Consider the following 9,966-nt stretch of genomic DNA (forward strand, 5'->3'; position numbering starts at 1 on the left):
TGCCTGGGGACTCAGCGTGCCACCGGACGCCGGTGCTCGCCCTCCGGCTTCGCCGTCCGGGCGTCCCGGACGGCGAGGCACGCCGTGCTCGGGCGTTCCTGCGCCTCCTGCTCCGCCGCACCCGTGATGAACGGCAGGACCGCCCGCGAGGGGTGGGCGGCGTCGCGGTGGATCCTGTGGGTGACGGGGCGGCCCACCGGCGGGGGGAAGGCGTCCGGCGGCAGCGGCGCGTTGCGCGCGTCGGCCGGCGGCTCGTTGTCGGACAGCTGCGCGACCGGCTTGTGGCCCGGCAGGAACGCCGCCGAGGCCGACTCGTCCGACGCGGTGACCTCCGGTCGCCCGGCCGACCGGCAGCCCGCGGTGCGGCAGGCCCCGCAGGGGTGCGGCCGGGTCCCCGTGGGGCCCGGCCGCACCCGTATCCACCGGTACCGCGTCAGCTCAGCGGCTCGATGCGGATGTTCCGGTACCGGACCGCGTTGCCGTGGTCCTGGAGACGGATCGCCGCGGCCGCGGGTCCCTCGGGCGCGCCGCCGCCCGTGGGTCCGTCGACCACCACGTCGTCGTGGACCTTCCTGCCGTTCCACACCACCGTGATCCGCGCGTCGGACGTCTTGACGCCCTCGGCGTCGTACCGCGCGGCGCGGAAGACGATGTCGTACGACTGCCAGGTCTCCGGCGGCCGGGCGGCGTTCACGTCGGGCGCCTTCTTCTGGTAGATCGCGCCCGCCTCGTCGGCGGCGAGCGTGGTGTCGCCGTAGGAGTCCAGGATCTGGATCTCGTAGCGGTCCTGGAGGTAGACGCCGCTGTTGGCGCGGTCCTGGCCGGTGACGTCCGGGGGCAGCTTCGGCAGCCAGTACTCCAGGTGCAGCCGGAAGTCGTCGTAGCCGTCCTTCGTGCGGATGTCGCCGCAGCAGACCTCCGCCGCCCCGTCCTCGGCCGGCCACTGCACCGGGCGTCCGTCGGTGTGCTGCCACCGGTCCAGGCCCCGGCCGTCGAACAGGGTGACCGGGGCGCCGTGCCGGTCGACGGTGACGAGGTCGAGGTTGACGTGTCCGGTGTCGCCCTCGTCGACCCGGTAGGCGACGGTGTTGTGCCCGGCGCGCAGGCGTACCGTCTCCCGCTGTGTCGACCAGGTGTCCCAGTCGCCGGTGCTGCGCAGACGCGTCTGCCTGACCTTGTGCCCGTTGACGTACAGGGAGACGGACTTGGTGCCCTGGAAGGGGTTCGGGCCGTTGGAGTAGCGCAGGCCCACGTCGTAGGAGCCGCTCCTGCCCACCGTGACGTCGAAGGTGGTGGCGGCGCCCTGGGTGCCGTACCGGTCGACGAAGCCGCTGCCGGAGTAGCCGCGGTGGTCGGTGTTGATGCCGGCGGCGCCGGTGAGGGTCGCCTCCTCCGCCTCGTACACCGGGCCGGGCGCGGGCTCGGCGCCGGGCAGGGCGTTGAGGGTGTACCAGGCCTCGGTGCTCCACAGGGTCTCGCCGGACGCGGAGCTGAACGGGCGCGGGGAGCGGACGTGCACCACGCGGCCCGGCTTGAGGCCGTCGATCGCCAGGGTGACCTTCTTGCGGTCGGCGGACAGCTTCGCCGAGGTCACCTCCAGGGCCTCCTCGGCGATCTTCGGGCCGCCGTAGTCGCGGGTCGGGGTGTAGCGCCACTGCTCGGCCCGGTAGTGGCTCACCAGGTCCTCGGCGGTCTCCTGCGACAGCGGCTGGGTGTACTCCAGCTCGAAGCCGCCCTTGCGCACCCGCATGGCCTGGATGTCGAAGGTGTTGCCGCCGTTGGGCGTCAGCTTCTGCAGGCCGAACTTGAGCTTCCCCTCCTGGCCCCAGTTGCCGTCGGCGCCGAGGCCGCCGACGTAGATCGCGCCGTCGGGGCCCATGCTGATGCGGTTCACGCCCGCCTCAAGTCCCTGGGTGAAGCGGAAGACTGCACCCTGGTACTGGCCGTCGACCTTCTCCAGGTAGGCGCGCTGGAGGCCGCCGTAAGTGACGTCACCGAACAGCATCTGCCCCTTGAAGCGTCCCTTGGTCAGGTACAGCGGCGTGCTGGGCGAGTTGGCGATCTCGTTCTGCGGCAGCCACAGCACCGGCTGCGTCACCGGCTCCTTGTCGAAGGGGCCCACGGGGTTGGTGTAGTGGTTGAAGAAGCGGTCCTGCCGGACGTGGACCAGCTTCGACGCGGGCAGCCAGCCGCCCTGGTTGTCGGTGACGAACATGCCGCCGCCGGGTCCCCAGCCGATGCCGTTGGGCGTGCGGAGGCCGCCGGCCAGGTAACTGACCTTGCCCGTCTTCTTGTTCACCTTGACGGTGACGCCCCGGCCGGGTGCGGGCTGCGGGTCGGTGGTGGCGCCGCCGTAGTCGATGGCGACGGACAGGTTCAGGTAGAAGTGGCCCTTGTCGTAGAGGAGGCCGAAGGCGAACTCGTGGAAGTTGCCGCCGTAGGGCCAGGTGGCGACGGTCCGGGACCGGTCGAGGGAGCCGTCGCCGTCGCTGTCGCGCAGTTCGGTCAGCTCGTGCTTCTGCGAGACGTAGACGGCACCGTCGACGACCTTCAGGCCCATCGGCTCCTTCAGCCCGTCGGCGATCCTCGTGGCCTTCACCTTGTCCGGGCCGGTGCTGCCGGTGGCGTGGTCGAGGGCGTAGATCTCGCCGGCCGTGTTGCCGGTGCCGCCCCAGGTGCTCACGAGCAGCCGGCCGTCGGACAGCCAGTCCATGCCGGTGACCTGCGGTTCGAAGCCCTCGGGGCGCAGGTCGGTGAGCGTGTGGTCGGGGCGTACGGCGTTCAGCGGCAGGCCGTCGCCGGGCGAGTCGGTGATGCCCTCGCACTCCTTGCGGCCCGGCGCGGTCACCCGGACCACACCGGCGTCGGTGCTCAGCGCCTCGTTCGGCACGGTCGTGAAGCCGTCGGCGCCCGGCGGCCGCCAGGCCAGGGTGAGCTGCTGGTCGCCGCCGCGCTCGAAGTGGTCGATGCGCAACGCGTGCATGCCCTCGGTGAGTTCGACGGTGCCGTCCTTGGGTTCGGCCCCGTGCAGCCCGTCGTGGTCGACCACCACCTGGTCGCCGATCGCCAGCCGTGAGCCGTCGTCGCTGATCAGCCGGAAGGTGTACGAACCGGCGGCCGGCACATGGATGTTGCCGGTGACCTGGCTGACGAAGTTGTCGGCGAACCCGCCGAAGTCGTCGGTCGAGCTGAAGTCGACGACCGGCTCCAGCCGGTCGACGTTGGGGGTCTGGCCGGGCTTGAGGGTGCAGATCGTCTCGAGCGGGACCTGCACGTCGAACACGCGGAGCGTGACGCCCGGTTCCTGGGGCGGCGCCTCGGCCCGCGGGGCGGCGTCCGGCCGGGCCGCGGCCGGCGGCGCCCCCCACACGCCGCCTGTCAGGAAGGCGCCGACGAGCAGGCCGGTGAGAGATCTTCGGACATGCCGGTACAGCCGTGCGTGCATGCTTCTGCCTCCTGCTGGGTCGACCGGAGGGCCGGATCAACTCCGGTGTGGGACACGCGCATTACGCGTACGCCAACGGTTGCGCCGACACGCTAGGAGACTTCTGCTCAACTCGTCCATACTTTGTCATCGACGAGTTCAAAGTTCGCCGCACAGGCAACGAAGAGGCGGGCCCCGGACTGCCGGGACCCGCCTCTCGTGGACAGCCGGACGGCTCAGGGCTTACGGGCCAGGCCGCCGTGTTCGGCGATGATCTCCGGGGCCGGCTCCTGGGTCTCGGGACGCCACTGCTGCACCGACACGACACCGGGCTCGACCAGCTCGAGCCCGTCGAAGAAGGAGGTGATCTCCTCCACGGTCCGCAGGTTGTACGGCACCGCGCCGCTGGCGTTGTAGGCGTCCTGGGCACGCTCGAAGCCCGGGTCGATGCCGCGCGAGCCGTCGTTGATCGCCAGGTAGCTGCCGGACGGCAGGGCGGTCATCAGACGGTCGACGACGGAGCGCGCCTCGTCGTAGTCGGCGATGTGGCCGAGGATGTTGCTGAGGATCAGCGCGGTGGGACGCGTGAGGTCCAGGGTGCGGCCCGCGGCCTCCAGGATGCGCTCGGGCTCCAGGACGTTCGCGTCGACGTACGCCGTCGCGCCCTCGGGGGTGGAGTAGAGCAGCGCGCGGGCGTGGGCGAGGACCATCGGGTCGTTGTCGACGTAGACGATCCGGGCCTCGGGCGCGATCCGCTGGGCGACCTGGTGGGTGTTGTCGGCCGTCGGGAGGCCGGTGCCGATGTCCAGGAACTGGCGTATGCCCTGCTCGGCGGCCAGGTACGTGATGGTGCGGCGCAGGAAGGCGCGGCTGCCGCGGGCGATGGCGACGATACCGGGGAAGACGGCGGTGTAGGCGTCGCCGGCCTCCTCGTCGACGGGGTAGTTGTCCTTCCCTCCCAGCCAGTAGTTCCAGATGCGGGCCGAGTGCGGCACCGAGGTGTCGATCTTCTGCTGAGTCGATCCGGGTGCCGTCGCGGGGTCGGTCATGGCTACCGTCCGTGGTGTTCCGAGAGCTGTTGTCGCCGCTCAATCTACGGTCCCACAGCTCTTCTGCGCGGGCTTGTCCGAAGGCGCGCCGGACGTGCGGACGGGGCCGTCGTCGCGCGGGACGGCGGCCCCGTCGGGGCATATGCCGGAGGCAATACCGGGCAGAGGTCAGGTGAGTTCGACCAGGAGGTCGCCGCCCTCCACCTGCTGGATGCGGTTGATCGCCAGCCGGGACACCGTGCCGGACTTCGGGGCCGTGATGGCCGCCTCCATCTTCATCGCCTCGATGGTGGCCACCGTGGCGCCCGCCTCCACCTGGTCGCCCTCGGCGACCGCGAGGGTCACCACGCCGGCGAAGGGCGCCGCCACATGCCCCGGGTCGGCGCGGTCGGCCTTCTCCGTGACCGGCACGTCGGAGGCCGCCGCGCGGTCACGGACCTGGATCGGCCGCAGCTGGCCGTTGAGCGTGGCCATCACCGTGCGCATGCCGCGCTCGTCGGCGTCACCGACCGCCTGGAGCTCGATCAGCAGCCGGACGCCGGGGTCGAGGTCGACGCTGTACTCCTTCCCGGGACGCAGCCCGTAGAAGAAGTCCTTGCTGTCCAGGACACTGGTGTCGCCGAACGACTGGCGGTGCGTCTCGAACTCGCGGGTCGGTCCGGGGAAGAGCAGCCGGTTGAGGGTCGGGCGCCGGTCCTTGGCCAGGCCCTCGCGGTCCTCGGCGGACAGCTCCGGGGCCGGCCTGGGCTCCGCCCGGCCGCGCAGCGCCTTGCTGCGGAACGGCTCGGGCCAGCCGCCGGGCGGGGTGCCCAGCTCGCCGCGCAGGAAGCCGACGACCGAGTCGGGGATGTCGAAGCGGTCCGGCTGCTCCTCGAACTCGCGCGGGTCGACGCCCGCGCCGACCAGGTGCAGGGCCAGGTCGCCCACCACCTTGGACGACGGGGTGACCTTCACCAGCCGGCCCAGCATCCGGTCGGCGGCCGCGTACATCGCCTCGATGTCCTCGAAGCGGTCGCCGAGGCCCAGCGCGATCGCCTGCGTGCGCAGGTTGGAGAGCTGGCCGCCGGGGATCTCGTGGTGGTAGACGCGGCCGGTCGGGGAGGCCAGGCCCGCCTCGAACGGCGCGTAGACCTTGCGGACGCTCTCCCAGTACGGCTCCAGGTCGCCGACCGCCTGGAGGTCCAGTCCGGTGGACCGCTCGGAGTGGTCGGTGGCCGCGACGAGCGCCGACAGCGAGGGCTGCGAGGTGGTGCCGGCCATCGAGGCCACCGCCCCGTCCACCGCGTCCGCTCCCGCCTGGATCGCGGCGAGGTAGGTGGCGAGCTGCCCGCCCGCGGTGTCGTGGGTGTGCAGGTGCACCGGCAGGCCGAACTCCCGGCGCAGCGCCGACACCAGCTTCGCCGCCGCGGGCGCCCGCAGCAGGCCCGCCATGTCCTTCACGGCCAGGACGTGCGCGCCCGCCTCGACGATCTGCTCGGCCAGACGCAGGTAGTAGTCCAGCGTGTAGAGCCGCTCCGACGGGTCGGACAGGTCGGAGGTGTAGCACAGGGCCACCTCCGCCACGGACGTGCCGGTCGCGCGGACGGCGTCGATCGCGGGCCGCATCTGCGAGACGTCGTTCAGCGCGTCGAAGATGCGGAAGACGTCGATGCCGGTCGCCGCCGCCTCCTGCACGAAGGCGTCGGTCACCTCCGTCGGGTACGGCGTGTAGCCCACGGTGTTGCGGCCGCGCAACAGCATCTGGAGGCAGATGTTGGGCACGGCCTCGCGCAGGGCGGCCAGCCGCTCCCACGGGTCCTCGGCGAGGAAGCGCAGGGCGACGTCGTAGGTGGCGCCGCCCCAGCACTCCAGGGACAGCAGCCCGGGCAGGGTGTGCGCGACCACCGGGGCGACGGCGAGCAGGTCCTTGGTGCGGACCCGGGTGGCGAGCAGCGACTGGTGGGCGTCGCGGAAGGTGGTGTCGGTGACGCCGAGGGCCGGCGACTCGCGCAGCCAGCGGGCGAAGCCCTCCGGGCCCAGCTCGGCGAGGCGCTGCCTGGAACCGGCCGGCGGCTCCCCCGCGGGCGTCTCGGGCAGCTTGGTCAGCGGGTCGATCAGCTCGGGGCGCTCCCCGTGCGGCTTGTTGACGGTGACGTCGGCGAGGTAGGTGAGCAGCTTGGTGCCGCGGTCGGCGGAGTGGCGGGAGGTGAGCAGCTGCGGGCGCTGCTCGATGAACGAGGTGGTGATCCGACCGGCCTGGAAGTCCGGGTCGTCCAGGACGGCCTGCAGGAAGGGGATGTTGGTGGCCACGCCGCGGATGCGGAATTCGGCCACGGCACGCCGGGCGCGGCCCACCGCGGCGCCGAAGTCGCGTCCCCGGCAGGTCAGTTTGACCAGCATGGAGTCGAAGTGGGCGCTGATCTCCGTGCCGGCGTGGGTGGTTCCGCCGTCGAGGCGGATGCCGGAGCCGCCGGGCGAGCGGTAGGCGCTGATGCGGCCGGTGTCCGGGCGGAAGCCGTTGGCCGGGTCCTCGGTGGTGATGCGGCACTGCAGGGCCGCGCCACGCAGGGTGACGGACTCCTGCGACAGTCCGAGGTCGGCGAGCGACTCGCCGGCGGCGATGCGCAGCTGGGCCTGCACCAGGTCGACGTCGGTGACCTCCTCGGTGACCGTGTGCTCGACCTGGATGCGCGGGTTCATCTCGATGAAGACGTGGTTGCCGTCGCGGTCGAGGAGGAACTCCACGGTGCCGGCGTTGCGGTAGCCGATCCGCCGGGCGAACCGCACGGCGTCGGCGCAGATCCGGTCGCGCAGCCCGGGGTCCAGGCCGGGCGCGGGGGCGAGCTCGATCACCTTCTGGTGGCGGCGCTGCAGGGAGCAGTCGCGCTCGAAGAGGTGGATGACGTTCCCCTGGCCGTCGGCGAGGATCTGCACCTCGATGTGACGGGGCTCGACGACGGCCTTCTCCAGGAACACCGTGGGGTCGCCGAACGCGGAGGCGGCCTCGCGGGACGCGGCCTCGACGGCCTCGCGCAGCTGGGCGGGGTCCTCCACGCGGCGCATGCCGCGCCCGCCGCCGCCCGCGACTGCCTTGACGAAGACGGGGAAGCCGATCTCGTCGGCGGCGCGCACGAGTTCACCGACGTCGGTGGAGGGCGCGGAGGAGCCGAGGACGGGCACGCCCGCCTCCCGGGCCGCGGCCACCGCGCGCGCCTTGTTGCCGGTCAGTTCCAGGATGCGGGCGTCAGGGCCGACGAAGGTGATGCCCGCGTCCTCGCAGGCCTTCGCGAGTTCGGGGTTCTCCGACAGGAAGCCGTAGCCCGGGTAGACGGCGTCGGCGCCCGCCCGGCGCGCCGCGCGGACGATCTCCTCGACAGAGAGGTACGCCCGGACCGGATGACCCGGTTGGCCGATCTCGTAGGCCTCGTCGGCCTTCAGCCGGTGCAGCGAGTTGCGGTCCTCGTGCGGGAAGACGGCGACGGTGCGCGCACCCAGTTCGTAGCCCGCGCGGAACGCCCGGATCGCGATCTCGCCGCGGTTGGCGACGAGCACCTTGCGGAACATGGTCGATCCCTTCAGCCTGCCGGTGACGATCACCATCGTGTCCGCGGCGGATCCGGTACGCCATGTGAGCCGGGCCACTCGCACGGACCCGCCCCGGGACACGGACCGGCATACCGGGACGAACGGGAGCCGCAGGGGGAACGTTTCCCCTGTGGCCCCCCCGCGCCGGGCCGGCGCGGGTGTCCGTGCCCCGTGCTGCTCGATGACCTCGAGCAGCCCGGTGGGCGTGCCGGTGCCCGGGGCGCCGATCGCGCCGGCCGGCGCGTGGGCGAGACGCGTGACCGTCCCGTCACCCGTTCCCACGGGACAGGCGTTTCGGACGGACGGCCACCCCCTGCGGGCCCGGCGGCTGTGCGGCGCCGGGCCCGCAGGGGGGACGGAAGTGGACGGGCCGTCAGGCCTGACCGGTCTCGAAGCGGGAGATGCGGCCGTCGTCGTCGACGGTGAAGGACCAGGTGGTGCGCATCTCGCCGTAGGTGTCGTTGCGGTAGCGGACGACGAGGCGGCGGCCGCCGTCGGACTCGTTCTCGACCGCCATGTGGCCGCGGGAGGAGAAGATCTCCCGGTCGGTCCAGTCGGCGAGGTCCCGCTCGGTGCCGTCGTCCGCCATGGTGGCGCCCGGCGCCAGGAGGGCCGTGAACGCCTCCCGGTCGTGGTCGTTGACGGCGGAGACGAAGGCGCGTACGGCCGGGTCGCTGAGGCGGGTGATCTGCATGGGCATGCCTGTCAGGTTCGTACCGGTGCGACGCCCCCGCCACCCGCGTCACCCGAACGGCGTCGGCGACGGGCCGGGGCCGGGGCGGCGGTGCGACGGTGGTCGGGTGCCGGACCACCGTTCACGGGGAGACGACGTGACCTGTTACGACCGACGCGATCTGGGACTGCTGCTGCTCCGGCTGGGAACCGGCGGGGTGCTCGCGGCGCACGGTGCGCAGAAGCTCTTCGGCTGGTTCGGCGGTGGCGGCATCGAGGGCACCGGCCAGTTCATGGACTCCATCGGGTACGCCCCCGGCAAGGTCAGCGCCACGGCGGCCGGTGTCGCGGAGACCGGCGGCGGTCTGCTGCTGGCGCTCGGCCTCGCCACCCCGGCGGCGGGTGCGGCCGCCGCCGGGGCGATGGCGGGCGCGGCGGCGGTGCACGCGCCCAACGGCTTCTTCAACCAGGAGGGCGGTTTCGAGTACGCTGCGTCCCTGGGCCTGACGGCGGCGGGTCTCGCCGTCACGGGGCCGGGGCGGCTCTCCCTCGACCGTGTGCTGGGGCATTCGGTGGACCGGAACTGGATGGTGCCGGCGGCCTTCGCGGTGACGGCGGCGGCCACGGCGCTGGCCGTGGGGGCGCGCAGCCGGCGGCTGCGGAAGGCGCGGGATGGGCAGCAGGGGGCGCTGTTCGAGTGACGGGCGGTGCGGCGGGCGCCGTGGCGGGCGCTGTCGGTGGGCTGTGCGAGGCTGTGCGGCCATGAGCGAGCAGTCGTCTTCTCCGCCGTCTCCGGCCGCGGATCTGTGGGGGGCCGTCGAGGGGCTGTGCGGCTGGTTGGACGCCAGCCGTCCCGACGATGGTCCCGACCGGGTCCTGCTGCGGATCCTGAAGCTGTCCGAGGAAGTGGGTGAGGTGGCCCAGGCCGTGGTCGGGGCGACGGGGCGGAATCCGCGGAAGGGGGTCACCCACACGTGGGACGACGTGAGCGCGGAGTTGTGCGACGTCGCCGTCACCGCTCTGGTGGCGCTGCGGACCCTCACGCCGGAGGCGCCGGAGGTTTTCGCGCATCACCTGAAGCGGATCACCGAGCGGTCGCTCGGCGGGAGGGGTGAGGCCTGACGGGCGGGGCGTGGGCCGCGCCGGGCGGTGGGGTCGTGCGGGGGGGTGCCTCTATGTCTTTCGTCAAGGCGCCCCTGTCGGGGTTGGGGTGATTTGGTCTTGCTGGGGTCATGCGGCGAGTTCGACGTTCGCGGG

The 9,966-nt window shown here is 72.6% G+C and carries 7 protein-coding genes; 2 read left to right on the forward strand and 5 right to left on the reverse strand.

The features are described from left to right. Positions 1 to 11: 11 nt before the first annotated feature. From ACIQ8B_RS30365 to ACIQ8B_RS30385, 5 genes are all read right to left on the reverse strand, one after another. Positions 12 to 413 carry a hypothetical protein gene (locus ACIQ8B_RS30365; protein ID WP_403551234.1) on the reverse strand — a complete coding sequence of 134 codons (402 nt, stop codon included), beginning with the start codon at positions 411 to 413 and terminating at the stop codon, positions 12 to 14. Between the two features lie 20 nt (positions 414 to 433). Further along, entirely contained in the window at positions 434 to 3,445 is a 3,012-nt protein-coding gene (locus tag ACIQ8B_RS30370) for a family 16 glycoside hydrolase (protein ID WP_403551236.1), read from the reverse strand. 215 nt (positions 3,446 to 3,660) lie between these two features. Then, a complete protein-coding gene (locus tag ACIQ8B_RS30375) occupies positions 3,661 to 4,473 on the reverse strand; it encodes an SAM-dependent methyltransferase (protein WP_290009374.1) in 813 nt (270 codons plus the stop codon). A 168-nt stretch (positions 4,474 to 4,641) separates the two neighbouring features. After that, positions 4,642 to 8,016 carry a pyruvate carboxylase gene (locus ACIQ8B_RS30380; RefSeq protein ID WP_403551238.1) on the reverse strand — a complete coding sequence of 1,125 codons (3,375 nt, stop codon included), beginning with the start codon at positions 8,014 to 8,016 and terminating at the stop codon, positions 4,642 to 4,644. Between the two features lie 394 nt (positions 8,017 to 8,410). Continuing rightward, entirely contained in the window at positions 8,411 to 8,737 is a 327-nt protein-coding gene (locus ACIQ8B_RS30385) for a nuclear transport factor 2 family protein (protein WP_290009377.1), read from the reverse strand. A gap of 130 nt (positions 8,738 to 8,867) precedes the next feature. Between ACIQ8B_RS30385 and ACIQ8B_RS30390 the strand changes: the two genes are divergently transcribed. Then, on the forward strand, positions 8,868 to 9,410 hold the full coding sequence (locus ACIQ8B_RS30390; RefSeq protein ID WP_403551240.1) for a DoxX family protein: 543 nt from the start codon (positions 8,868 to 8,870) through the stop codon (positions 9,408 to 9,410). 61 nt (positions 9,411 to 9,471) lie between these two features. Further along, a complete protein-coding gene (locus tag ACIQ8B_RS30395; RefSeq protein WP_403551242.1) occupies positions 9,472 to 9,831 on the forward strand; it encodes a MazG-like family protein in 360 nt (119 codons plus the stop codon). Positions 9,832 to 9,966 lie beyond the last annotated feature (135 nt).

It is taken from the genome of Streptomyces sp. NPDC096105 (assembly GCF_044763335.1).
Classification (GTDB): Bacteria; Actinomycetota; Actinomycetes; order Streptomycetales; family Streptomycetaceae; genus Streptomyces.

Bases quoted from the DNA above. Each gene is read 5' to 3' on its own strand.
- ACIQ8B_RS30375 (WP_290009374.1), bottom strand. From the start codon at position 4,473: ATGACCGACCCCGCGACGGCACCCGGATCGACTCAGCAGAAGATCGAC.
- ACIQ8B_RS30380 (WP_403551238.1), bottom strand. From the start codon at position 8,016: ATGTTCCGCAAGGTGCTCGTCGCCAACCGCGGCGAGATCGCGATCCGG.
- ACIQ8B_RS30370 (WP_403551236.1), bottom strand. From the start codon at position 3,445: ATGCACGCACGGCTGTACCGGCATGTCCGAAGATCTCTCACCGGCCTG.
- ACIQ8B_RS30395 (WP_403551242.1), top strand. From the start codon at position 9,472: ATGAGCGAGCAGTCGTCTTCTCCGCCGTCTCCGGCCGCGGATCTGTGG.
- ACIQ8B_RS30385 (WP_290009377.1), bottom strand. From the start codon at position 8,737: ATGCCCATGCAGATCACCCGCCTCAGCGACCCGGCCGTACGCGCCTTC.